Raw genomic sequence first — 21,863 nt, 5'->3', positions numbered from 1 at the left:
ATCGCGGGGATAATTTTTTTATTCGAATGCTTATGGAAATCCTCGAACTGCTACAGCAAGCCGCCCCGACCCTGGCCAAGGGCGTGGGCTACACCCTGCTCTTCGCGCTGGCCTCGATGGTCGGCGGCCTGGTGCTGGGCTTCGTGCTGGCGGTGGCACGCATCGTTCCCTGGCGGCCCATCCACTGGCCGGCTGCCGTGTACGTCAGCATGATGCGTGGCACGCCGCTGCTGGTGCAGATCTTCGTGGTCTATTACGGCTTGCCGGGGATCGGGATCGAATTCTCGCCGCTGACAGCGGGGGTGCTGACCCTGAGCCTCAACGCCGGCGCTTACCTCTCGGAAAGCCTGCGCGGTGCCATCCTGGGGGTGACGCATGGCCAGTGGAATGCGTCTTACAGCGTGGGACTGACGTATTTCCAGACGCTGCGCTACATCATCGTGCCGCAGGCAGTGCGCATAGCCGTGCCCTCGATGAGCAATACCCTGATCAGCCTGATCAAGGATACCTCGCTGGTATCAGTCATCACGGTGACCGAATTGATGCTGGCAACCAAGGAAGTCATTGCGGTGACCTTCCGCCCGCTCCCGCTGTATCTGGCGGCGGCAGCCATTTACTGGATCCTGAGCCTGTGCTTCGAAGCCTTACAGCACCGGCTGGAGAAGCGGCTGGGCAAGGCGCACCAGCACTGATCGCCCGCCCCAAGGAAAAAAGCCCGAATGCGATGCACTCGGGCTTTTTCGTCAGCTTTTTGTTGACCGGGGCGGGAATCTTTTCATCCGCGCGGAACTCAACGCTTGACGCGGTAGATATCCTGGCCGACTTCATTGATCTGGCGGCGCAGTTCGCGGCGTTCATCGGCACTGAGCTTGCCGTTGCGGCGCTGGTCCTGGTCGCTGGCGATCTGGTTGCGGTGATCCTGCGGGTTGAAGTCACCGGCATGCTGCCTGAAGTCGCCCGGCTGCCCCGGCATCGGCCGGCCGCCCTGCGGAGGGCCAGCCAGCGCGGCCGCTCCCACACCGAGCGCCAGCATCGCTGCCAGACATAGCTTGTTGACGACTGCAATCTTCATAATGCTATTTTTTCCGGAGACAGAGAATCAGGGAAGAGAAAGCGGTATCGACGTTGCTTTCCCGACGTGATTCCAGTTTAGGCCGCAGGCCGCGATGGTATAAGATGATTAAGGTAAGGTATGTAACAGTTTGTAATGGATCAACAGCCCCGACTTGCTCAAAATCGCCAAGACGCTACCATAGGCAACATGAATACGACCAACGGCAATACTAATACGACAACATCCGCCAATCAATTCAAAGTGTTGGTGGTGGATGACGACATCCGCTTGCGCGACCTGCTGCGCCGCTATCTGACCGAGCAGGGTTTCAACGTGGTCACGGCGGAAAACGCCCAGGCCATGAACAAGCTCTGGATCCGCGAACGCTACGACCTGCTGGTGCTGGACCTGATGCTGCCCGGCGAAGATGGCCTGGCCATCTGCCGCCGCCTGCGCGGTGCCGGCGACCAGACGCCCATCATCATGCTCACCGCCAAGGGCGAGGACGTGGACCGCATCATCGGTCTGGAAATGGGCGCGGACGACTACCTGCCCAAGCCCTTCAACCCGCGCGAACTGGTGGCGCGCATCAATGCGGTGCTGCGCCGCAAAGGTCCGGATGAACTGCCGGGTGCGCCTTCGGAAACCCCGGAAACCTTCGAATTCGGCGACTTCATCCTCGACCTGGGTACCCGTACCCTGAAGAAGAACGGCGAAACCATTTCCCTGACCACCGGCGAATTCTCGGTACTGAAGGTATTTGCACGCAACGCCCGCCAGCCGCTGTCGCGTGAAAAGCTGATGGAAATGGCGCGCGGCCGCGAATATGAAGTTTTTGACCGCAGCCTGGACGTGCAGATCTCGCGCCTGCGCAAGCTGATCGAACCCGATCCGGCCAATCCGCTGTACATCCAGACCGTGTGGGGCCTGGGCTATGTCTTCATCCCGGAAGGGAAACCGCGCTGACCTCCCGCTTCACCCCTGACCTGCAGGCCGTTTGCCGATGAAAACCCGCCCTCAATCCGGATGGTTCAGCAACGGCCTGTTCTGGCGCACCTTCTTCCTCCTGACCTTCCTGATCACCGCCAGCATGGTGGCCTGGGTGGCCAGCTTTCGCATGGTCGAACGCGGACCGCGTGCGGAACAGCTGGCCGCGCAGATCGTCTCGGTGGTCACCATCACCCGTGCGGCACTGACGCACTCGGCCCCCGAGATGCGCCGGGAACTGCTGTTCGACCTGGCCAGCAATGAAGGTATCCGCATCTATCCGCTGGAAAAGAGCGACCGCATCGTCCCGCCCGAGGACTCGCCCATCATCCCGGAACTGGAGTACTACGTGCGCCAGTCGCTGGATGAGAACACCATCTTCGCCTCCAGCGTGAATGAAGTGGAAGGCTTCTGGATCAGTTTCAATATCGACGATGACCAATACTGGCTGATGCTCGACCGCGGAAGGCTGGACCGCACGTCCGGCCTGCAATGGCTGGGCTGGGGCTCGATCGCGCTGTTCCTGTCGCTGATCGGTGCGGTCTTCATCTCCACCCTCATCAACCAGCCGCTGGCGCGGCTGACGGCGGCCGCTCGCGCCATTGCCAAGGGCCGCCAGCCCGAGCCGCTGCCGGAATCCGGCCCGACCGAGATCGAGGAAGCCAACCGCAGCTTCAACCAGATGGTGGCCGACCTCAATCGCATCGAATCGGATCGCGCCCTCATCCTGGCCGGCATCTCGCACGACCTGCGCACGCCCCTGGCACGCATGCAACTGGAAGTGGAGATGGCCAACCTGTCCGATGAATCGCGCGACGGCATGCATTCGGACCTGGCACAGATGGACAGCATCATCGGCCAGTTCCTCGACTACGCGAAGCCATTCGATGCCAACAGCCTGGAAAGCATCGACCTGGCCGGCGTGCTGGAAGATGTGGCCGCCAAGTCTGCGCGCCTGTCGGACGTGAAGCTCACTACCGAGATCACGCCCGCCACCGAAGTCGCCGGCAATGGCACCGAGCTGGCGCGTGTCTTCAGCAACCTGATCGAAAATGCGCGCCGCTACGGCAAGACGCCCGGCACCGACTGCGCAGAAATTCATCTGCGCAGCCGCATCGAAGGACATCAGGTGGTGGTGGAAGTGTTCGACCATGGCTCGGGCGTGCCCGAGAGCGAGTGCGAACGCCTGCTGCGCCCCTTCACCCGGCTCGATACCGCACGCGGCCAGGCCAATGGTTCCGGCCTCGGACTGGCGATCGTCAACCGCATCGTGCTCAAGCACAATGGCAAGCTGCTGTTGAAGGGACATGAAGACACCCACGGCGGCCTGCTGATCCAGATTTCCCTGCCCTTGAAGGGCCATCGCCGCCATGCCTGAGCGGTCCCTCCACTGGCGGCACCTGCCCTGCCTGCTGGCAGCCGCCCTGCCCGTCCTGGCCATGGCCCAGACCTATGCGGATCGCAACCTGAGCATGCCCGCTGCCGGCAGTGAGGGCAGCAAGCGTCCCATCGTGATCATTTCGCCGGTCATTCCAAACGGTCCCTCACCGCTCAGCATTGCCCCGCCCCAGGGCGGTCCGGCAGGGGCCTATGCTTCCGACGAGCCAGGCCCGGACATCCGCGCCCGCAACGCCGACTACATCACGCAATTCAAGGTGGTGGGACAGATACCGGCCGGCGCAATCATCCGCAAGGTCAGCTGGCGCTATACGCTGGCCAGCAAGCCGCCCGGTTTCGAGGCCAAACTGTGCTGGAAGGATGCCGGGGTATGCTGGGACGTAAGCCAGGCCAATGCCGGCAGTACCGAATTCTTCAATGGCCGCGACGCCAGCCAGCCCTTCCAGCTGCATTACGGCGTGCGCGGTACGGCCCGCACGGGCGAGCCCCCCATCAAGGGCGAAGTCAACCAGGTCATCGTCACCTTCGACACGCCCGGCTGATCCGGAGCAGCTTAGGCGGCGTAGTCGTCGATATCGCGCGCCTTTTGCAAGGCGTCATCGATCCGTTCCACCGCGATCACCTTCAAGCCCTCGATGGCTTGCTTGGGCGCATTGGCCTTGGGGATCACGGCAATGGAGAAGCCCAGCTTGGCGGCCTCGCGCAAGCGCTCCTGGCCGCGCGGCGCCGGACGGATCTCTCCGGCCAGACCGACTTCCCCGAACACCACCAGGCCACGCGGCAAGGGCTTGTTGCGCATCGAAGAATTGATCGCCAGGAGCACCGCCAGGTCGGCGGCGGGTTCAGTAATCTTCACCCCGCCGACTGCATTGATGAAGACATCCTGATCGAAAGCGGCCACCCCCGCATGACGGTGCAGTACCGCCAGCAGCATGGCCAGCCGGTTCTGCTCCAGGCCGACCGACAGCCGGCGCGCATTGGGAACGTGCGAGCTGTCCACCAGGGCCTGGATTTCCACCAGCAGCGGACGCGTGCCTTCCTGGGTCACCATGACGCAGGAGCCGGGGACCTGGTTTTCGTGCTGGGAAAGGAACAGGGCCGAAGGGTTGGAGACCCCTTTCAGGCCCTTCTCGGTCATCGCAAAGACGCCCAATTCGTTCACCGCCCCGAAACGGTTCTTGAAGGCGCGCACCAGGCGGAAGCTGGAGTGGGTATCGCCCTCGAAGTACAGCACCGTATCGACGATGTGCTCCAGCACGCGGGGCCCGGCCAGCGCGCCTTCCTTGGTCACGTGGCCGACCATGATGATGGTGATGCCGGACGTCTTGGCGACCCGCGTCAGTTGCGCCGCACATTCGCGCACCTGGGCCACCGAGCCGGGGGCCGAGGTCAGCGCATCGGAATAAATGGTCTGGATGGAGTCAATCACGGCCACTTCGGGCTTGTGCTCGGCCAGCGTGGCGAGGATCTTTTCCAGCTGGATCTCGGCCTGCAATTGCAGTTCACGGGCATCCACCGCCAGGCGCTTGGCGCGCAAGGCGATCTGCGAGCCGGACTCTTCGCCGCTCACATAAAGCACTTTCTTCAGTTTGGAGATATTGGCCAGCGCCTGCAGCAGCAAGGTCGACTTGCCGATGCCGGGATCGCCGCCGATCAGCGCCACTCCGCCCGGCACCAGACCACCGCCCAGCACGCGGTCGAATTCCTCGATGCCAGTACCAAAGCGCGGCACGTCGATCGCTTCGATATCGGCCAGGCTCAGTACCGGTGCGGTCTGCGCCAGGCTTTGCGGCGTCGACGAATAGCGATTCCCGCCTCCGCTCTCCACCAGCGTCTCAACCAGGGTATTCCACTGGCCGCAGGCCGGACACTGGCCGGCCCATTTGTTGCTGACCCCGCCGCATTCGGTACAGGTGTAATTGGTCTTGACCTTCGCCATCGTCGCCTTGCTGCTTTCTGCTCTACCTGGGTATGCCTGCTGAAACTTCCCGGAAATCTGTCAGGAGGTTCATCTTTTTTCGTTCAGTCCACTTCACGCACCGCCACCCGTGGGGCCAGTGCGCACATCAGTTCATATCCGATGGTACCCGCCGCAAAGGCAACCTCATCGATGGGCAATTGCCGGCCCCACAGCTCGACGCGGCTGCCGACACTCGCGCCGGGAAGTTCGGTCAGGTCCACGCACAGCATGTCCATCGAGACCCGCCCGACGGTGCCGGTCTTGATACCGTCGACCAGCACGGGCGTGCCTGTCGGCGCATGGCGCGGATAGCCGTCCGCATAGCCGCAGGCGACCACACCGATACGCATCGGCTTGTCCGCCACGAAGCGGCTGCCGTAGCCGATGGCTTCACCCGTGGGGATGTCCTGCACGCCGATGATCTGGCTTTCCAGCGTCATCGCCGCGCGCAGGCCAAAGTCGGCGGCACTGCCACCGCCCGGGGTAGCGCCGTACAGCATGATGCCGGGGCGCACCCAGTCATGGGCCAGTTCGCCATGCATCAGGTCGGCAGCGGAATTGCAAAGGCTGCGCGCGCCGGGCAGCCCTTCGGTGCCGGCCTGGAAGCGGCGTACCTGCTCGGAGAGCGGCAAGGACGGGTTGAGCGCATCGTCGGCATTGGCGAAGTGGGTCATCATGGTGATGCTGCGCACGCTGGCGATCTTGCTCACGCGCGCATGGGCGGCGTGAAAGGCCTCGGGCTTGAAACCCAGGCGGTTCATGCCGCTGTTCATCTTCAGGTGCACATGGAAGGCAGCGTCGGTGACGAATTGTTCCAAAAGCGCGATCTGCTCATCGCAATGCACGGCAAACTGGATGTCGTGGCGGGCCAGCACTGGCAGGTCCTCGGCATCAAAGAACCCTTCCAGCAACAGGATGGGCTTGGTCCAGCCCAGCTCGCGCAGGCGAACGGCATAATCCGGTTCGACCAGCGCCAGGCCGTCGGCATCGGCGAAACCGCGCATGGCGCGTTCCAGCCCGTGACCGTAGCCATTGGCCTTGAGTACCCCCCAGACGCGGGCGTTGGGCGCATGGGCGCGGGCGACGGCAAGATTGTGTTGAAGTGCGGAAATGCTGATGGAAGCGACGATCGGTCTTGGCATGATATCCAGTGGCAGTAACGAGGGCAGATGGCTCACAGAGGGCCTTCGCGGGTAGGCGAACGGCCGATCTCGGCTGGCAATGCGCACGGCGAGCAGCAAGGCCGCCATGGGCCTGCCTGTCGCGGTTCGCCCGGAAGTTTTTGTCCAGCGGGGAACAAGCGGGCATTTTACCGGACGAACATCTTTATGGTTTGACTTATGACGGAGCGTGCATGGTTTCATGGTATAAAGCTACCCGGACATCATTTGTTATACATCTTGGACAGGGATGAATCGCGGTTTCTATACCATCATGGCGGCGCAGTTCTTTTCGTCGCTCGCCGATAACGCGCTGCTGATCGCCGCCATCGCCCTACTTGCCGAAATGCATTCGCCAGCGTGGATGACCCCGCTGCTGAAGCTGTTTTTCGTGCTTTCCTATGTGCTGCTGGCGGCCTTCGTGGGTGCGTTCGCCGACGCCTTCCCCAAGGGCAAGGTCATGTTGATCACCAACATGATCAAGATCGTCGGTTGTTCCCTCATGTTCTTTACCGTGCATCCTCTGCTGGCGTATGCCGTGGTCGGCTTCGGTGCAGCGGCCTATTCACCGGCCAAGTACGGGATCCTCACCGAACTGCTGCCGCCGGAAAAACTGGTCGCGGCCAACGGCTGGATCGAGGGGCTGACGGTGGGCTCCATCATCATGGGCACGGTCCTCGGCGGGGCGCTGGTCAATCCCAAGATTTCAGCGGTGATCCTCAGCTTCGACTTCCCGATGGTCGACCTGCCCATTGACACCCCCACCGAAGCGGCCCTGTGCATCATCTCCTGCATCTACATCGTCGCCGCCCTCTTCAACTTCTACATTCCTGATACCGGTGCCCGCTACGAGCACCAGGAACGCAATCCCATCCGCCTCATCGTCGATTTCGCCGGCTGCTTCACCACCCTGTGGAAGGACAAGCTGGGCCAGATCTCGCTGGCCGTGACCACGCTCTTCTGGGGCGCCGGGGCGACATTGCAGTTCATCGTTCTGAAATGGGCGGAAAAGTCGCTGCACATGCCGCTGGACAAGGCCGCCATCCTGCAGGGTATCGTCGCCGTGGGTGTTGCCCTGGGTGCAGTGGCCGCCGCCCGCTTCGTGCCGCTCAAGAAATCGCTGACCGTCATGCCGCTGGGCATCATCATGGGCATCGTGGTGATGCTGATGACCACCACCACCTCGGTGTGGGTGGCCTATCCCCTGCTGGTGATCGTGGGCGCGCTGTCGGGCTACTTCGTGGTGCCGATGAACGCCCTGCTGCAGCACCGTGGCCACGTGCTCATGAGCGCAGGCCATTCGATTGCCGTCCAGAACTTCAACGAGAACCTCTCGGTGCTGACCATGCTGGTGCTGTATGCCTTCATGGTGCGCATGAACCTGGATGTGAATACCGTCATCATCATCTTCGGCTCCTTCGTGGCCGGCATCATGTATCTCATCATGCGCCGCCATGCCGCCAACCAGCGCGAGCATGACTCGCTGGCGCTGATCGGCGAGGACAAGCATCCCCACCACTGATTTCACGATGGATTGAAGGTCTGGACCGGCGGTTCAGACCGGCACGATGGCGTGCTGCACCGTTGCGGCGGCACGCGCTTCCCACTGCGGCGGCACGACGAAGCCGCGCATCACTTCCAGCCATTCCGGTTCGGTGCCCTCCTGCAGGCGGCATTGCGCCACCATGACCGGACTGTCGTCGGCACTGAACATGTCTTCCAAGGTGCTCCGCAGCTGTGCCAGGGTCATGCCCTGCCCGGCTGGAAGGCGCGCCGGTGCCAGCCAGGACAGTCGCGGCAGGACGGCATAGCACATCGTCTCTTCCTCAATACGTGGTAGCGAGGCCGCATCACACCAGAATCCCCGGCAATGATCGGCAGCAATGCCCATGGTGGGCGGCAAGCTCAGCGCCGCATCCAGCGGGTAGAACAGCCATCCCTTGACCAGGGCGCGCGCCGCTACCACAGGAGCCGGCAGTACCGCCTGGGCGGCCGGATGTTCGGAAAGCTTCAGTTGCTGCTGCATGATCTTGCGCATCTTGCGGCCCAGCGAATCGGCCAGGTTGGGACCGACGAAGGCATCCGCCTGCGCCGTGGCGGCCAGCTCCCGCGCCTGCAAGAGATAGAACTTGGTGGCGAACTCCCAATGCACGACGCCGCCGTCGTTCTCCGCCTCGGGGGAACGAATCAGGAAATCGAATTCGCCGAGTGTTTCTCGCGTCGGTCCCTGATTGCGGACCTGCAAATTGGCGGCGACCAGGCAGTCCTGCTGGCGCAGATAGAAACCGAGCAGCTTTTCGGCGTACCGGCCCAGGCGTCCTGATGGCTGTTGCGCCAGGTGGGCGTGCAAGGCGGCATTCATGGCCGGATCGTATTGCAGGTCGTGCAGCCAGCCGGCCACCTCGGGTGACAGCTGGCCCAGCGTGGCGACCCGGCCCTCCCAGCAGACGGCCTCCGGCGCCAGCAGATCGGGCGCATACAACAGCCAGGCCAGTGCGCGCACATGCGGATCCCGCAGATCGGGCCAGCGCTGGTGGAAACGCGCCTGATGCGAGCTCAGGTCCATGCTGGGCATCGCTTCAGCGGGCTTGCGCAGCGTAAGTGCTCATGGCCAGGCACAGGTCGGCCCAGGCCTTGCTCTTGTCGGTGAGCGTGCGCAGCAGATAGGCCGGGTGGTAGGTCACCACCAGCGGCAGGTCCTGATAGCGATGCACCGTGCCGCGCAGACGCGAAACCGGCGTGGCCGGATCCATGCCCAGCAGCGAAATGGCCGCCGTCTTCCCCAGCGCTACCAGCACGGTAGGCTGGATCAGTTCGATCTGGCGCTGCAGGTAAGGCAGGCAGGAGGCCACTTCCTGCGGCGAGGGCGGACGGTCGCGGCCGTTGTCGTCGGTGGGACGGCATTTGACGATGTTGGCGATGTAGGCATTCTCACCGCGCTTGACGCCCATGGAGAGCAGCATGTTGTCCAGCAGCTTGCCGGCAGGACCGACGAAGGGTTCGCCCTGCTGATCCTCGTTGCGGCCCGGGCCTTCGCCGATGAAGAGCCACTTGGCCTTTTCATCGCCTACGCCGAAGACGGTATTCTTGCGGCCTTCGCACAGTCCGCAGCGGCGGCACTCAGCAACCTGCTGCTTGAGCTGCGGCCAGTCCATGGCCTTGATGCGGGCAATCATGGGGTCAACGGCCGGGGCGTCTTCCTCGTCGTCGCCGTCCGGGATCAGCATCGGTTCCAGCGCAGTACCGAAGTCCATCTCGTCCAGCCAGGAAGGCGGGCCGCCGTCTTCATCGACCGGCGCACGCGGACGAGCGGGGGCGGCGGGAGCCGGACGAGCAGCAGGCGTGGACGGTTGCACCACCGGAGCAGCGACGGGCGGCCTGGATTGAGCCACGACGGGTTCAGGCGCGATGACCTTGGGCGCGTCGACAGGGGCAGCGGGCACGGCCGCGGCCGTTTCCTGAGCAGGTACTTCCGCCTGCGCGGCCTGCACCTCTTCCACCGCCAGCTCACGCCGCACCCAGACCGGGCCAATGCCCAGCGCATCCAGCAGGGCCAGGGAGGAGCCGAAGCCCGGATCTTGTTTCAATTCTTCATTCATAAGGGCAGACTCATGACGATAGCCCCTTCTCGGGTCTGGTTGGCGGCGGGATAGTAATTCTTGCGCCGCCCGATTTCAGTAAAGCCGTACTGGCGATAGACCTTGGCGGCATGCACGTTGGACTCACGTACCTCCAGCAACATGGTCCGCATGTGGTGCTGGCGTGCCAGCCCGGTCGCCTGGTCCAGCAGCATGCGGCCCAGGCCCTGATGCTGATGCAGGGCGGCCACGCTGATATTGAGCAGATGGGCTTCATCCACGGCCAGCATCACCAGGAAGTAGCCCAGCAATTCGCCGTGGGCATCCCGCAGGGTCTGCGCCTGGTAGCCGCTGTAGAGCGAATCCTGAAAATTGCCGCGCGTCCAGGGATGGGAGTAGACGGCCTCTTCGATCCTGACCACCGCATCCAGGTCACTCGCGCCCATGGCCGCAAATTGCAGCCGCCCGTAACGCGGATGCGAGACAGGCAGCGGCACGGCCAGTTGCTCGCTCATGCCACACCCTTGGCCGCATCGCGCACTTCGCGCTCGGCCGTGGTCAGGGCCACCTTGTTACGCAGATAGAGCGGCTGCGCCTGCTGTGCCGACAAGGCCAGGCCGGCGCTGAAATGCACCTGTCCCAGCGTCGCCACCTGGCGCGCATGGGGCATCGCCTGTGGCTGCACACTGGCGAAGGCGGCCGTGCAGAAGTTGGCGCTGAAATGCTCGGCATACACCGACAAACCATTGCCGCAGGCATGGGGGCGGCCTTCGACCGGTACCTGAGCGGCAGACGACAGGGCCGGTTCGGCAAGCGTCTCCCAACCGCCATCGGTACGGGCGCGGTAGCGCGCCCAATAGACTTCACCCATGCGGGCATCGAGGATGGCCAGCACATCGCTGGCCTGCGGATTTTCATCACGGCAGGCTTGGGCCGCCGCTTCCAGAGTCACCACGGGGACCACCGGACGGTCACAGCCAAAGGCCAGCCCCTGCACCACGCCGCACGCCGTGCGCACGCCGGTGAAGGAGCCGGGGCCCACGCCAAAGGCCAGCGCATCGCATTGCGACAGCGCCAGGCCGGCATCGGCCAGCAATTGTTGGATCATGGGAAGGATGGCGTCCGAGTGCGTCTGGGTACCAGCAGACTGGCGCGCAATCAGTTCGCCCTGGTAGAGCAAGGCCGCCGAGGCCAGCTCGGTGGAGGTTTCAATGGCAAGAATCGTGGACATCCCGCTATTTTACCGTGCGGCGCGCAATTGTTCGGTGCGTTCGCATCTAAGGTGAGCCTTTGTGCGGCAGCGCAAAACCCTTCGCGCCGAAGGGGGTAAAATAAGCGTGCCATGTCCTACCAGAAATTAGACCAAACCAACCGCCGCCCGCTCGCCGAGGCGCTTCGCAACGACACCTGGGTCGTGGCCTGCCTGTGCGCGAACTGGTGCGGCAGCTGCCGTGAATATGAAGCCGCCTTCCAGGCCTGGGCGGCCCGCTATCCGCAGCATCACTTCGTGTGGATCGATATCGAGGACCAGGCCGACCTGGTCGGCGATCTCGACATCGACAACTTCCCTACCCTCCTGATCGAGCGCGGTGCCACGGTCACCTTCTTCGGCCCCATGGAACCGGACACCCGCCTGGCCGAGCGCATCCTGCTGGCCCAGGTCGACAAGAGCGACGCCGACCTGCAACGTGAAGCCGCCAGTTCCGCCGAGCGCCGCACCTGGCAGGAAGATTGCAGCCTGCTGGACAAGCTGGCTGATGTGATCGGCTGAAGTTTCCCTCAACGCGCGTCGCTTCTGGTTGCGTAATTCAGGTCAGCCAGGGATCGGTTTCCGGGTGCGGGAAGCGCGCACTGATGAAATCGGCAAAGCTGCGCACCTTGGCCGACAGCAGCCGGCGGCTCGGATACACCATCGAAATCACCACCTGCCCCATGTCAAAGCCGGGCAGCACCTGTACCAGCTTGCCGCAACGCAGGTCATCGCCCAGCGAGTAGGAGGGCCGCAGCACGATACCCATGCCAGCCAGTGCCAGGTCACGCAAAAGCACGCCGCTGTTGGAGACCACCTTGCTGACGATGGGCACATCCATCACGCCGGCCTCAGTATTGACATGCCAGTGATGGCGCAAATATTCATGCGAGAAGTTCAGGCAGCTGTGGCGCGACAGGTCTTCGGGCTGTGCGGGCGCTCCGGCGCGCTCCAGGTAGGCAGGTGAAGCACAAAGGATCACCTTGGCTACACCCAGCTGTCGCACGATCATGCTGGCATCAAACTTTTGCATGCTGCTGAAGAATCCGATATCGATGCCTTCCTCCACCAGGTCGATGGAGCGGTCGGAAAGATAGACGTCCAGCCCCACGTCAGGATAGATCCCGGCATAGGCAGCCAGCATCTCGCCCAGTTGCGACTGGCCGAAACCGGCATTGGAATAAATCGCCAGCGTCCCGGCCGGACGTTTGGTTTCCATGGATACCAGCGCTTCGGCATCATCGACCTCGGCGAGGATCATGTGAACCCGCTCCAGATAGGCCTGCCCGGCCTCCGTAAGCGAGAGGCGGCGGGTCGAGCGATTGAGCAGGCGGGTCCCCAGGTGTGCCTCCAGATCGGCGATGAAACGGGTTGCCACCGCATTGGAAATGTCCAGCAACTCGGCGGCACGCACGAAACTGCCCTGCTCCACCACCTTTGCAAACACCCGCATTGATTGCAGACGATCCATTTTTCAAGTCCCTGATTGTTCCACAAAGAGAAATAGTCAATTCCGATTAAACCTATTTTTCTTCGTCTTCGCAATATTTACACTTCATTCATCGGTTAGCGCAACGCAACAAAGCAACAAAGATCGCGCTGACCGGCTCCACCAGGTCGCCCACGAGTGGGCTTTCCCACAAGGAGAGCATGGATCACTCCCGCGACTCGCCGGCCCTGGAGAAGAGCAACCCCCACTTACCCAAACAGAGGACATTATCATGAACATCAAGAACATCATCGTTGCCGCCTCCCTGCTCGCCGCTGCTGGTGCCGCCATGGCTGAAGCTCCGTATCCGCCGGAAACCCCGTTCCACTCGACCCAGACCCGTGCTGACGTCAAGGCCGAACTGCAACGCGCTCAAGCCAATCACGAGATCGCCACGCGCAATGAATATCCCATCATCCGCCAAGCCCCCTCGCAACTGAGCCGCCAGGATGTCGCCAACCAGGCGCAACAAGCCAACAGCGCAGCACAAAGCCTGTATAGCGGCGCTTGATCGGAACCGATCCGCATCCGATGTCCGGATGGACCGATTCCGCCACGGCAGTGTTCCGCACCGGCGCATGCCCCGCGTTGAACGTGAATGAACGCGAACGAATGCCGACCGCCTGCGTCCGAACCACCGTGCCAGGATGAAGCTATACCGCAGCAACGCACTACCCGCAGTACCGCAGTCCCCGTACCGCAGCACCACCTGCCATGCCGCCACGTCTTGCCGGGCGCATGACAGCTGGTGCACCAGCCTCCCTCCTCCCCACGTTTGGCTCCCCTTCTTTTTTCACTGATCGCGCCCTGGCCGCAAGTGACGTGCATTCTCACCGCATGAGCCGGCCAGATCGTGCATGACTGATGCATTCAATGCGCTTTTTTGCTGCGATGCGACATGCAAACATCCCCGGAAAACCTTGTCAAACCGAGCTTTTCCTTGAGATTTTGGCGCACCGCATGTAAAGTCAAGGGTTTGTTCCTTCCCGCCTGGCTCAGGGTTTTCTTGTCAAAGTCGGGCCACCATTTTTTATCCCCTATGGCTTTATACGTTCACAAATACGGCGGCACCTCGATGGGCTCAATCGAGCGCATCCAGAATGTCGCAAAGCGCGTTGCCAAATGGCACGACGCCGGCCATCAGATCGTTGTCGTGCCTTCGGCGATGTCTGGTGAAACCAACCGCCTGCTGGGCATGGCCAAGGAAATCATGGCCCAGCCCGACGGCCGCGAACTGGACATGCTGGCCTCGACCGGCGAACAGGTCTCGGTGGCGCTGCTGGCCATCGCCCTGCAGGCGCTGGGCAAGCAAGCCGTCTCCTACGCCGGCTGGCAAGTCCCCATCAAGACCGACTCGGCCTTCACCAAGGCGCGCATCCGCTCCATCGATGACGCCAAGGTCCGCAAGGATCTGAACGCTGGCAAGATCGTCATGATCACCGGGTTCCAGGGCGTGGACGCCGACGGCAACATCACCACCCTGGGCCGTGGCGGCTCGGACACCTCGGCCGTGGCCGTGGCCGCTGCCATCAAGGCGGCGGAATGCCTGATCTACACCGACGTGGATGGTGTCTACACCACCGACCCGCGCGTGGTGAGCGATGCCCGGCGCCTGAAGACCGTGACCTTCGAGGAGATGCTGGAAATGGCGTCCCTGGGTTCCAAGGTCCTGCAGATCCGCTCCGTGGAATTCGCCGGCAACTACAAGATGCCGACCCGCGTGCTGTCGTCGCTGACCGACCCGCTCACGCCGCTGGCCGAAGAAGCCGCCTCCGGCACCCTGATTTCGTTTGAGGAAGACAAGAACATGGAACAAGCAACCATCACCGGCATCGCCTTCAGCCGCGACGAAGCCAAGATTACCGTGCTGGGCGTACCCGACCGTCCGGGCATCGCCTACCAGATCCTGGGCCCGGTGGCCGACGCCAACATCGAAGTGGACATGATCATCCAGAACCAGTCGGTGGAAGGCAAGACCGACTTCACCTTCACCGTGCCGCGCGCCGAATATGCCAAGGCTGTGGAAGTACTCAACAGCAGCGTCAAGGCACACATCGGTGCAGCCGCCATCAATGGCGACACCAAGGTCTCCAAGGTCTCGGTGGTCGGCGTGGGCATGCGCAGCCACGTCGGCATCGCTTCGCAGATGTTCCGCACGCTGTCGGAAGAAGGCGTGAACATCCAGATGATCTCCACCTCGGAAATCAAGATCTCGGTGCTGATCGACGAGAAGTACATGGAACTGGCCGTGCGCGCCCTGCACAAGGCCTTTGACCTGGACAGCGCCAAGTAAATCACGCACCGCGCAAAGCGAAGACCGCACCGGTGAAAAAACAGTGATTTTTTGCAAGACCACTGTTGACCGGATGCAAATGAGAAGATATTATCTCGGTCTTCGCTGAGGCAACGCAGCAATGCGATAACAGCCTTCAGTGTGGAGACGTGGCCGAGTGGTCGAAGGCACTTCCCTGCTAAGGAAGCATACGGGCTTAAACCTGTATCGAGGGTTCGAATCCCTCCGTCTCCGCCAAAGCTTCAAATGAAAAACGGGTCCTGATGGACCCGTTTTTCATTTCCCCTTCCGGCTTTATCTCTTACTCAAAAAATCCCCGCTTGCACCGACTCGTTCAGGGCAACTTTAATTCTCGCTGCTGATTGGGTCCTGACTGAACCGGCAAATACCCCTCCATCTGAAGGTCAAGCAGCGTGACCACGGCGCGCGGATCGAACAGGAAGTGCGCCCGCTAGAACGCACTTCCTGATCCACATCCTGATGGCATGTCAGGACGAACGCTTACTGAATCACCCCGCACGCCAGTCGCACACCCCCACCACCCAGCGGAGCCGGATGATCCGAGTGATTATCCCCGCCCACATGCACCATCAGCGCATGTCCGCGCACTTCGGCCAGCGTCTTCAGGCGCGGGGCCAGGACCGGGTTCTCTGCCTTGCCATCGGCCGTGACATACAAGGCCGGCAAGTCGCCCAGATGACCTTCGCCATAGGGACCTTCATGCTTGCCAGTCTTTTGCGGATCCCAATGCCCACCGGCGGCCAGCGCCGGCTCCATCTTTCCATCCTTCTCCAGCGGCGCGCAGGAAGCATTCTGGTGCACATGGAAACCATGCACGCCCGCCGGCAAGCCCGACAAGGCCGGCTGGAACAGCAGCCCATAAGGCGTCTCGCTGATGGTCACCTCGCCCGCCGGGGACGCCACCCCTTGCGCGTTGACCAGGTTCAGCGCCACCTTGAGCGGCGCTTCGGCAGCCATGGCAGCCGAAGCCGCAGATGCGCAGGCCAGCAAGGCCAGCTGTGCAATACGTCGTTTCATGATCGTTCTCCTTCGTTGGTTGAAAGGTGAAGAATAGGCACTGACACGGCAGTACGCCGAAAACCTGAAAAATTGCTGATGATATCTGGACAATATTCTCCCATCAGACCGAAAAACTTCGAGAGAATGCCCGAAGGGATTAAATCTCTCGCAACACGGCCTTCAGCATAGGACCGCATCCGGCGCAGGACAACAGGGGAATCTGGAAGAGAAGCAGCCAGTTGCCGGGCAGCGCAACACCACGCACCGGCTGCCAGCCTTATTGATCAGGAAGGTCTTCAGCGGAAGCCGGCATTTCCGGCACAAAGTTGAGCTTGCGCCCCTCCAGCAGCATGGCGTGGAAATCCACCGCCGGAATCGGGCGCGAGAAGATATAGCCCTGCAATTCATTGCAACCGGCTTCGCGCAGGAAGTTGAATTGCTTCTGCGTCTCCACCCCTTCGGCGATAACCTTGTGGCGCAATTGCTTGGCAATGCCGATGATGGCGCTGGCGATGGCGCAGTCATTGGTATCGTCCGGAATGCCCATGGTGAAGGAACGGTCGATCTTGAGCGTATTGATGGGGAAGCGCTTCAGGTACGAGAGACTGGAATAGCCGGTCCCGAAGTCATCCAGCGAAATCGTGATGCCCAGGCTGCAGATCTTTTCCATGATGGAAATGACGCGATCGGTGCTGTGCATCAGCATGCTCTCGGTGATTTCCAGCTCCAGCCAGTCGCCACTGAGCGAATGGCGGTTCAGCGCCGCACGCACGCGGTCCGGCAGCGAACGGGTGAATTCGCGCGCCGTCACGTTCAGGGCGATGCGGATCGGAGCCAGGCCGGCATCCCTCCACGAGCGCGCCTGGCGGCATACTGCGTCCAGCACCCAATCGCTCAACTGCACAATCAAGCCTGTTTCTTCAGCAATCGGGATGAACTCACCCGGCAAAAGCAATCCGCGCTCCGGATGCTGCCAGCGCACCAGGGCCTCGCCACCGGTGATCGCCAAGGTGTTCATATCCACCTTGGGCTGGTAGTACAGCAGCAATTCGTTGTATTCGAAGGCGTGCAGCAAACCGGTTTCGATGCGCAACAAGTCCAGCGTGTTGCGATTCATCTCTTCGCTGTAATAGACGTAGCCGTTTTCGTTGTTGTCGCCACCCTGCTTGGCCCGGTACATGGCGATGTCAGCCAGGCGCAGCAGGGTTTCGGTATCGGTCGCGTCTTCCGGGTACATGCTCACGCCAATGCTGGCCCCCACGCGCAGCTCATGGCCGTCGATGAAGAACGGATCATCAAACACGGCCAGCAGCTTCTGGGCGACAAAGCCGGGATGGTAATCCTTGTCGATGTCGAACAGCGCCACCGCGAATTCATCCGCCCCCAGGCGTGCCACCACATCCTGCTCGCGCAAGGCGCGGCGCAGGCGGATCGCCACTTCCACCAGCAACATGTCGCCGGCCACGTGGCCCAGCGTGTCGTTGATGGGCTTGAAGCGGTTCAGGTCGATGAACATCACGCAGCCGTGCATGTTCTCATGCCGGGCTTCGGTCAGCGCCTGATCCACGGTGCGGGTGAGCAAGGTGCGGTTGGGTAGTCCGGTCAGGGCATCGTAGTAGGCCAGATGATGGATCAGCTTTTCGGCGTTCTTGCGTTCGGTGATGTCGTTGAGATAGCCGATCAGGCCAATCGGATGGCCGTGCTGGTCACGCATCACGGACAGCGACAGACTGGCCCAGAACACCTCGCCGGACTTCTTGCGGCGACGCACCTCCATCTCGCGGCCACCCTGCTCCAGGAACAAGTCGTGCAGCGAATCCTCTTCCTCTTCGTTCTCGTAGAGGAACAGCACGTTGCGGCCGATGGCTTCCAGCGCGCTGTAGCCGAACAGTTGCTCGGCCCCACGGTTCCAGCTGGTGATGAAACCGGCCGGGTCCATGGTGATGACCGACTCGTGCATCTGATTGAGGATCTGCGCCTGCTGCTCCAGCTTGGCTTCGATCTGGTCCAGCGAACGGGCGCGCTTGTCGGTCTCGGCGCGGCGCTGCATCAGGCGGCCGAGGAAAGCCGCCAGCATCGCCAGACGCGTGCGTTCCAGTTCGGTATAGGGGCGGGTCAGCGCCGGAAAGACGAAGTGGCCGAAGCGCGCGCCCTCATGCTCCACCACCTGGCACAGCCCGCTGGCCGACTCCGGCGGCGGGCTGACCACATAGCGGCCACCGGGACGCTTGAGGAAACCGGATGCAATCCCTCCGAGTGCCGCGTGCAAGGCCATGCCCTGCAGGTTCTGCATGGCGTCCAGCAGTGCCGAACAGCATGCCAGATCGTCAGTGCCCACGGAGGAAATCATTGTCATCACGCCTCAGTGCTGACGCGCGTGGCCCAATTGAAGGCCTGGATCAGACAACGGCAATACACCTCGGCATCGAGACCGGCTGCATCAAGGTCGACATGACGCAGCGGAATGCGGCCATCTTCGGAGCGCTCGACCACGTTCAGCAGTTTGCCCAGCCGGCCGGTACGGTACACCAGCGCATTGACGATATCCACCGGCAGCTTGAGCGGCTCGATGATGTCGTTGAGCGGCATGCCCAGCAAAATATCCAGCAGCGAGAACATGCCGGTGATGAAGGCGCGGTCCAGTTCTTCCTGGGTGCAGTCCACCTTCTGCGCCATCGATTCCATCATCGCCGCGCGCGCCGCGGCACGCGGCAGCAGCGGATTGGCGGACTCGTCGCCGGGGAAGCGTGCATACAGCAGCAACTGCAGCCAGCGCTGCAGCTGGCGGCGGCCCAGCAGGTTGATGGCCTGGGTGAAATTGGTGATATGGGCCGAGAAACCGAAGGCGGCCGAGCTGACCAGCTTGAAGAGCTGATAGGACAAGGCCGGGTCCTGCTTCAGCAGGGATTCCAGTTCATTGGCATCGGCGTCGCGTGCCACCAGCTCCAGCAATTTCAGCAGGCGCGCACGGGAAATGGAATTTTTTTGCGACAGGCGGCTGTCGGGATGCAAGGCATAGTCGCCCGAGAACCAGCGGAAACCTTCCACCCGGCAGGCATCAAACTGAACGGCATCGCCCACGTTCTCGGCCAAGTGCGGTCCACGCAGGCGGTGCAGCCAATACCCGGTTTCAGGCAGGTGCCCCACCCCGGCGTCCAGCGCCATCGATTCGACAAAGGGAAAAACGCTCGCGCCCTGCGCCGGCAAGCCATCGGCGATGATGGCGAAGCCGCGGCTGTAGAGCCAGTCCAGCGCATCGATCTTGCCCGGGTCCACACAATGCTCCACCGGCACGCGCAATGCGAGCTGCCCTTGCGGGATCTCTTGCCGGAATTCCGGCGCGAAGACCGCAGGATCACGCACCGGGATGATGCAGCTCAGTCCGCCCAGTGCATCATGCAGATCGAACTCATTGAACAGGCGAGACAGCAAGGCATTGTCGTCTTCGACCGCAGGTGAAATATGCAAGGACAGCGCTGTCCAGACGTGGTGGACGTCCGCGACGGGCTGCAAAAACACGAGTGGAAATGGAACGCTTTTATCCTGAACAGCCATATTTTTATCGTGGCGCGCCGCATTATTTGCTGAGACGCTCTGCAATGTTAAAAAAATATTAACAAGTTTCCCAGCAGAATACTTAATTAAAATTAAATTTTTTCTAAATATACCCGATAAAAGCCACCTTGCAACATGGGTTTATTCTGACAAGAAAATTTCCTGCAAATCATTGAGAAAACGACGCCCAAGATCGGTCGGCCGGATCAAAGCGTGATCGCGATACAACATGCCTTTTTGCTCGGCCAGATTCAGTGATTTTTCGATCTGGTTCAGGCTCATGCCGGTCCGCTCGGCGAAGAGATTCGGTGAGAATCCTTCCGTCAGGCGCAAGGCGTTGAGCATGAATTCGAAGCCCAGGGCATCGCGGCCGATTTCCGCTTCTTCCTGGACAGGCGTGCCGGCCTTGGCATGCTCCAGGTAGGACTGGGGATGCTTGTAACGCATCTGGCGCACGATGCGGTGCGGGAACGAGAGCTTGGAATGCGCCCCCGCGCCGATGCCCAGGTAGTCCCCGAATTGCCAGTAATTGAGGTTGTGGCGGGCGCGCCGCTTGGGCTGGGCATAGGCTGAGACCTCATAGTTGACGTAACCGGCAGCCGTGGTCAGCTCGGCAATCATGTCCTGCATGTCGGCGCTGGCATCGTCATCCGGCACCGGCGGCGGATACTTGGCGAAGAGCGTGTTGGGCTCCAGCGTCAGGTGATACAGCGACAGGTGCGGCGGCGCGAAGGCGATGGCCGTTTCGATGTCGGACTTGGCCTCTGCCAGCGTCTGCTGCGGCAGCGCGTACATCAGGTCGAGGTTGAAATTGTCGAAGTTGGCCTGCGCGATCTCCACCGCCTTGCGCGCCTGGTCGCCATCATGGATGCGGCCCAGGGCATGCAGGTGCTGGCCGTTGAAGCTCTGGATACCGATCGACAGGCGGCTGATGCCGCTATCCCGGTAGGAGCGGAACTTGTCGGCTTCAAACGTTCCCGGATTGGCTTCCATGGTGATCTCGATGTCGCCATCGAAGGGCAGCAAGGTGCGCAGGTCCGACAGCAAGCGATCCAGACCGGCGGCCGACAGCAGGCTGGGCGTGCCGCCACCGATGAAGATCGTATGGATCTTGCGGCCCCAGATCAGCGGCAGCGACTGCTCCAGGTCGCTGCGCAGGGCATCCAGATAAGCTTCTTCAGGGAAACTGCCCTTGACCTCATGGGAATTGAAGTCGCAATACGGGCACTTGCGCACGCACCACGGGAAATGCACGTACAGCGACAGCGGCGGCAAAGCCGTCAGCTGCAGGCTGCCGGGCTTCAGGAAGGCCAGCGCGGCCTGAGCCGGGCCGCTGGCCGCCTGGCCAGGCGGGATATCGGCCGGGATCGGCTTGATGGGGATCATGCCAGCTTCTCGACCAAGGCACGCAAGGCCTGGCCACGGTGCGAGACGGCATTCTTCTCGGCGGCCGTCAGTTCAGCGGCCGTCTTGCCCAGGGAGGGCAGCAGGAAATACGGGTCATAGCCGAAGCCGCCCTGGCCGCGCGGCTGGTCGATGATCTCGCCCTTCCATACGCCATCGGCAATCACCGGTTGCGGATCGTCGGCATGGCGCACGTAGACCAGCACGCAGTAGTAATAGGCGGACTTGTCGGCATGGGCTGCCAGATCGGCGATGAGCTTGGCGTTGTTGCTGGCGTCAGACTTGGGCTCGCCGGCGTAGCGGGCGGAATAGACTCCGGGCGCACCGCCCAGGGCATTCACGCACACACCGGAATCATCGGCCAGGGCCGGCAGACCGGTCAGGCGGGCGGCGTGGCGGGCCTTGGTCAGGGCATTCTCGACGAAGGTGCCGAAGGGTTCTTCCGCTTCGGGCACGTCGAATTCGCCTTGCGGGCGCACGTCCAGTCCGATGTCGCCCAGGAGACTGGCGAATTCCTTCAGTTTGCCGGCGTTGTTGGACGCCATCACGATCTTTTGCTTGGGTTGCATGTCTGGTCCTGATCTTGGCGAGGCGCGCGGGATGGGCATGACAGCCGCTGCGCCCCAATGAAAAACGCCATGTCGGTGCGGCACATGGCGTTTTTGTTCATATCGCTTCTAGGCGGCATTGTACGGCGATTTGCGCCGGGACGTGGC

General features: G+C 62.0%; 21 protein-coding genes and 1 tRNA gene. 9 read left to right on the top strand and 13 right to left on the bottom strand.

Annotated elements, in window-relative coordinates; all coding sequences use genetic code 11:
• Nucleotides 1–32: 32 nt before the first annotated feature.
• Nucleotides 33–692, top strand: a complete 660-nt coding sequence (locus ACWFUC_RS16045) for an amino acid ABC transporter permease (RefSeq protein ID WP_199900340.1) — start codon at nt 33–35, stop codon at nt 690–692.
• 98 nt (nt 693–790) lie between these two features.
• Here ACWFUC_RS16045 and ACWFUC_RS16040 read toward each other — a convergent pair whose 3' ends face one another.
• Nucleotides 791–1,072, bottom strand: coding sequence for a hypothetical protein (locus tag ACWFUC_RS16040; RefSeq protein ID WP_039788314.1), 282 nt, complete (start codon nt 1,070–1,072; stop codon nt 791–793).
• A gap of 189 nt (nt 1,073–1,261) precedes the next feature.
• Between ACWFUC_RS16040 and ompR the strand changes: the two genes are divergently transcribed.
• From ompR to ACWFUC_RS16025, 3 genes are read left to right on the top strand one after another with little or no spacing between them, the layout of a single operon-like run.
• Complete coding sequence (ompR, locus tag ACWFUC_RS16035; RefSeq protein ID WP_039788315.1) at nt 1,262–2,020, top strand: osmolarity response regulator transcription factor OmpR; 759 nt, start codon at nt 1,262–1,264, stop codon at nt 2,018–2,020.
• A 37-nt stretch (nt 2,021–2,057) separates the two neighbouring features.
• Nucleotides 2,058–3,419 carry a sensor histidine kinase gene (locus ACWFUC_RS16030; RefSeq protein WP_204725417.1) on the top strand — a complete coding sequence of 454 codons (1,362 nt, stop codon included), beginning with the start codon at nt 2,058–2,060 and terminating at the stop codon, nt 3,417–3,419.
• Nucleotides 3,412–3,981, top strand: a complete 570-nt coding sequence (locus ACWFUC_RS16025; protein ID WP_489625392.1) for a flagellar protein FlhE — start codon at nt 3,412–3,414, stop codon at nt 3,979–3,981. The genes ACWFUC_RS16030 and ACWFUC_RS16025 overlap by 8 nt, the downstream gene beginning before the upstream one ends.
• An 11-nt stretch (nt 3,982–3,992) precedes the next feature.
• Here ACWFUC_RS16025 and radA read toward each other — a convergent pair whose 3' ends face one another.
• Nucleotides 3,993–5,378, bottom strand: coding sequence for a DNA repair protein RadA (gene radA / locus ACWFUC_RS16020; protein WP_489625391.1), 1,386 nt, complete (start codon nt 5,376–5,378; stop codon nt 3,993–3,995).
• An 83-nt stretch (nt 5,379–5,461) separates the two neighbouring features.
• A complete protein-coding gene (gene alr, locus ACWFUC_RS16015; protein WP_489625390.1) occupies nt 5,462–6,541 on the bottom strand; it encodes an alanine racemase in 1,080 nt (359 codons plus the stop codon).
• Nucleotides 6,542–6,809: 268 nt separating this feature from the next.
• On the opposite strand from alr, the gene lplT reads away from it, so the two are divergent.
• Nucleotides 6,810–8,081: a lysophospholipid transporter LplT gene (gene lplT, locus ACWFUC_RS16010; protein WP_121039922.1), complete on the top strand. Its 1,272-nt coding sequence runs from the start codon at nt 6,810–6,812 to the stop codon at nt 8,079–8,081.
• A 33-nt stretch (nt 8,082–8,114) separates the two neighbouring features.
• Here lplT and ACWFUC_RS16005 read toward each other — a convergent pair whose 3' ends face one another.
• Genes ACWFUC_RS16005 through tsaB form a run of 4 tightly spaced genes read right to left on the bottom strand, consistent with a single transcriptional unit; the run spans nt 8,115 to nt 11,368 of the window.
• Nucleotides 8,115–9,125: a DUF1853 family protein gene (locus ACWFUC_RS16005; RefSeq protein WP_489625389.1), complete on the bottom strand. Its 1,011-nt coding sequence runs from the start codon at nt 9,123–9,125 to the stop codon at nt 8,115–8,117.
• Between the two features lie 13 nt (nt 9,126–9,138).
• Nucleotides 9,139–10,158 (bottom strand): uracil-DNA glycosylase, encoded by a 1,020-nt coding sequence (locus tag ACWFUC_RS16000; protein WP_489625388.1) that lies wholly within the window; start codon nt 10,156–10,158, stop codon nt 9,139–9,141.
• Nucleotides 10,155–10,652 carry a ribosomal protein S18-alanine N-acetyltransferase gene (gene rimI / locus ACWFUC_RS15995; protein WP_310835541.1) on the bottom strand — a complete coding sequence of 166 codons (498 nt, stop codon included), beginning with the start codon at nt 10,650–10,652 and terminating at the stop codon, nt 10,155–10,157. Before rimI ends, ACWFUC_RS16000 begins: the two co-directional genes overlap by 4 nt.
• Nucleotides 10,649–11,368 (bottom strand): tRNA (adenosine(37)-N6)-threonylcarbamoyltransferase complex dimerization subunit type 1 TsaB, encoded by a 720-nt coding sequence (gene tsaB, locus ACWFUC_RS15990; protein ID WP_489637211.1) that lies wholly within the window; start codon nt 11,366–11,368, stop codon nt 10,649–10,651. The genes rimI and tsaB overlap by 4 nt, the downstream gene beginning before the upstream one ends.
• A 111-nt stretch (nt 11,369–11,479) precedes the next feature.
• On the opposite strand from tsaB, the gene ACWFUC_RS15985 reads away from it, so the two are divergent.
• Nucleotides 11,480–11,908 (top strand): thioredoxin family protein, encoded by a 429-nt coding sequence (locus tag ACWFUC_RS15985; RefSeq protein ID WP_489625387.1) that lies wholly within the window; start codon nt 11,480–11,482, stop codon nt 11,906–11,908.
• Between the two features lie 37 nt (nt 11,909–11,945).
• Here the strand turns inward: ACWFUC_RS15985 and ACWFUC_RS15980 are convergent, their stop codons facing one another.
• Entirely contained in the window at nt 11,946–12,857 is a 912-nt protein-coding gene (locus ACWFUC_RS15980) for a LysR family transcriptional regulator (RefSeq protein WP_039788330.1), read from the bottom strand.
• A gap of 250 nt (nt 12,858–13,107) precedes the next feature.
• On the opposite strand from ACWFUC_RS15980, the gene ACWFUC_RS15975 reads away from it, so the two are divergent.
• From ACWFUC_RS15975 to ACWFUC_RS15965, 3 genes are all read left to right on the top strand, one after another.
• On the top strand, nt 13,108–13,386 hold the full coding sequence (locus ACWFUC_RS15975; RefSeq protein WP_489625386.1) for a DUF4148 domain-containing protein: 279 nt from the start codon (nt 13,108–13,110) through the stop codon (nt 13,384–13,386).
• Nucleotides 13,387–13,914: 528 nt separating this feature from the next.
• Nucleotides 13,915–15,168 carry an aspartate kinase gene (locus ACWFUC_RS15970; RefSeq protein ID WP_006462578.1) on the top strand — a complete coding sequence of 418 codons (1,254 nt, stop codon included), beginning with the start codon at nt 13,915–13,917 and terminating at the stop codon, nt 15,166–15,168.
• A gap of 143 nt (nt 15,169–15,311) precedes the next feature.
• A tRNA-Ser gene (locus ACWFUC_RS15965) sits at nt 15,312–15,405 on the top strand.
• Nucleotides 15,406–15,669: 264 nt separating this feature from the next.
• Here the strand turns inward: ACWFUC_RS15965 and sodC are convergent.
• The 5 genes from sodC to rdgB all read right to left on the bottom strand — a co-directional run bounded on the left by sodC (nt 15,670) and on the right by rdgB (nt 21,716).
• Entirely contained in the window at nt 15,670–16,206 is a 537-nt protein-coding gene (gene sodC, locus ACWFUC_RS15960; RefSeq protein ID WP_034335522.1) for a superoxide dismutase family protein, read from the bottom strand.
• 259 nt (nt 16,207–16,465) lie between these two features.
• Nucleotides 16,466–18,538 carry a putative bifunctional diguanylate cyclase/phosphodiesterase gene (locus ACWFUC_RS15955; RefSeq protein WP_489625549.1) on the bottom strand — a complete coding sequence of 691 codons (2,073 nt, stop codon included), beginning with the start codon at nt 18,536–18,538 and terminating at the stop codon, nt 16,466–16,468.
• A gap of 5 nt (nt 18,539–18,543) precedes the next feature.
• Nucleotides 18,544–19,743: an EAL and HDOD domain-containing protein gene (locus tag ACWFUC_RS15950; protein WP_489625385.1), complete on the bottom strand. Its 1,200-nt coding sequence runs from the start codon at nt 19,741–19,743 to the stop codon at nt 18,544–18,546.
• A 141-nt stretch (nt 19,744–19,884) separates the two neighbouring features.
• The gene (gene hemW, locus ACWFUC_RS15945) at nt 19,885–21,129 is read right to left on the bottom strand and encodes a radical SAM family heme chaperone HemW (protein WP_489625384.1); all 1,245 of its coding nucleotides are present in this window, start codon (nt 21,127–21,129) and stop codon (nt 19,885–19,887) included.
• Nucleotides 21,126–21,716: an RdgB/HAM1 family non-canonical purine NTP pyrophosphatase gene (rdgB, locus tag ACWFUC_RS15940; protein WP_134222244.1), complete on the bottom strand. Its 591-nt coding sequence runs from the start codon at nt 21,714–21,716 to the stop codon at nt 21,126–21,128. The genes hemW and rdgB overlap by 4 nt, the downstream gene beginning before the upstream one ends.
• Nucleotides 21,717–21,863: the final 147 nt, after the last annotated feature.

Source organism: Herbaspirillum sp. Her4, assembly GCF_057961335.1.
This window is presented reverse-complemented; position numbering and strand designations above follow the sequence as displayed.

Excerpts from the sequence above, each read along its gene's own strand:
- ACWFUC_RS16045 (WP_199900340.1), top strand. The coding sequence starts at position 33 with ATGGAAATCCTCGAACTGCTACAGCAAGCCGCCCCGACCCTGGCCAAG.
- ACWFUC_RS16040 (WP_039788314.1), bottom strand. The coding sequence starts at position 1,072 with ATGAAGATTGCAGTCGTCAACAAGCTATGTCTGGCAGCGATGCTGGCG.
- ompR (WP_039788315.1), top strand. The coding sequence starts at position 1,262 with ATGAATACGACCAACGGCAATACTAATACGACAACATCCGCCAATCAA.
- ACWFUC_RS16030 (WP_204725417.1), top strand. The coding sequence starts at position 2,058 with ATGAAAACCCGCCCTCAATCCGGATGGTTCAGCAACGGCCTGTTCTGG.
- ACWFUC_RS16025 (WP_489625392.1), top strand. The coding sequence starts at position 3,412 with ATGCCTGAGCGGTCCCTCCACTGGCGGCACCTGCCCTGCCTGCTGGCA.
- radA (WP_489625391.1), bottom strand. The coding sequence starts at position 5,378 with ATGGCGAAGGTCAAGACCAATTACACCTGTACCGAATGCGGCGGGGTC.
- alr (WP_489625390.1), bottom strand. The coding sequence starts at position 6,541 with ATGCCAAGACCGATCGTCGCTTCCATCAGCATTTCCGCACTTCAACAC.
- lplT (WP_121039922.1), top strand. The coding sequence starts at position 6,810 with ATGAATCGCGGTTTCTATACCATCATGGCGGCGCAGTTCTTTTCGTCG.
- ACWFUC_RS16005 (WP_489625389.1), bottom strand. The coding sequence starts at position 9,125 with ATGGACCTGAGCTCGCATCAGGCGCGTTTCCACCAGCGCTGGCCCGAT.
- ACWFUC_RS16000 (WP_489625388.1), bottom strand. The coding sequence starts at position 10,158 with ATGAATGAAGAATTGAAACAAGATCCGGGCTTCGGCTCCTCCCTGGCC.
- rimI (WP_310835541.1), bottom strand. The coding sequence starts at position 10,652 with ATGAGCGAGCAACTGGCCGTGCCGCTGCCTGTCTCGCATCCGCGTTAC.
- tsaB (WP_489637211.1), bottom strand. The coding sequence starts at position 11,368 with ATGTCCACGATTCTTGCCATTGAAACCTCCACCGAGCTGGCCTCGGCG.
- ACWFUC_RS15985 (WP_489625387.1), top strand. The coding sequence starts at position 11,480 with ATGTCCTACCAGAAATTAGACCAAACCAACCGCCGCCCGCTCGCCGAG.
- ACWFUC_RS15980 (WP_039788330.1), bottom strand. The coding sequence starts at position 12,857 with ATGGATCGTCTGCAATCAATGCGGGTGTTTGCAAAGGTGGTGGAGCAG.
- ACWFUC_RS15975 (WP_489625386.1), top strand. The coding sequence starts at position 13,108 with ATGAACATCAAGAACATCATCGTTGCCGCCTCCCTGCTCGCCGCTGCT.
- ACWFUC_RS15970 (WP_006462578.1), top strand. The coding sequence starts at position 13,915 with ATGGCTTTATACGTTCACAAATACGGCGGCACCTCGATGGGCTCAATC.
- sodC (WP_034335522.1), bottom strand. The coding sequence starts at position 16,206 with ATGAAACGACGTATTGCACAGCTGGCCTTGCTGGCCTGCGCATCTGCG.
- ACWFUC_RS15955 (WP_489625549.1), bottom strand. The coding sequence starts at position 18,538 with ATGATTTCCTCCGTGGGCACTGACGATCTGGCATGCTGTTCGGCACTG.
- ACWFUC_RS15950 (WP_489625385.1), bottom strand. The coding sequence starts at position 19,743 with ATGGCTGTTCAGGATAAAAGCGTTCCATTTCCACTCGTGTTTTTGCAG.
- hemW (WP_489625384.1), bottom strand. The coding sequence starts at position 21,129 with ATGATCCCCATCAAGCCGATCCCGGCCGATATCCCGCCTGGCCAGGCG.
- rdgB (WP_134222244.1), bottom strand. The coding sequence starts at position 21,716 with ATGCAACCCAAGCAAAAGATCGTGATGGCGTCCAACAACGCCGGCAAA.